Annotated in this window: 1 pseudogene; it reads left to right on the top strand. The window is 58.6% G+C overall.

Annotation, left to right across the window (positions count from 1 at the left end):
- Nucleotides 1-309 (top strand): annotated as a pseudogene (locus tag AAFX91_RS42140) (hypothetical protein); the annotation flags it as partial.
- Nucleotides 310-754: the final 445 nt, after the last annotated feature.

Raw genomic sequence — 754 nt, 5'->3', positions numbered from 1 at the left:
CCACAACGCAAGCGTCTCCTCAATCGACGCTGCCTGCGTCCACGATCTTCGAATCATGGTTGCCCATGGATTCAGAAACCCACTAAAAAAACAACTGTAATGCTAGATCACCTCTCGGGCGCGAACGCCGACGTAGTCCTTATGAACCTTCAATGCGCACCCGCTGTGCTTGACCAACAGGAGAGGCCGACCGCCGCGACCGAAGAGATGCTCCGTATCATCGGCAAGATTTCGACGGAGCACGACGTCGCTCTATTCCGCCGCTTTGAACTCATGCGCAACTGGCACCTCGATCGTGGGCCCCTTTGATCAGATGATCAGCAATTTTGACAGCAATTGGCTGCACCAGAACGACTGGAGCTATAACCGCGTAGCGCAGGCACTCTGCGACGGCCTGGCAGAAGCCGTGGCGCCGGATTAGACCGCGCAGTCGGGACGCTTCTCGTCTGGTATCCCAAGGTCAAGCCGCGCGACGAGGCCTACGCGGGGCCGGCAGTGCGGATCGAGTCTGCAGCGAAGTCGGTGCTTGACCCGAGCCAGCCGGCGACTTTATGCGACACTAACGCCTGCCATAACGGCGCCTCAAAAGTGCCAGGAATTGCCGCATCGTTTGCTCGTCCTTCGTGTAGACGGTTGGCGAGACTAGCCCGGGCAACTCGGATCGCCGGCCGTCATGTAGTGAAATGGACCCCGATTGTGGGACCACGTGCTTAGTTGGAAGGGGCTGCTCCGTTTGATAGACGGAGCGCATGAT

This window comes from Bradyrhizobium sp. 31Argb, from assembly GCF_043638955.1.
Lineage (GTDB): Bacteria > Pseudomonadota > Alphaproteobacteria > Rhizobiales > Xanthobacteraceae > Bradyrhizobium.
Note: the sequence above shows the minus strand (reverse complement) of the source record. Positions and strands in the feature narration are given on the sequence as shown.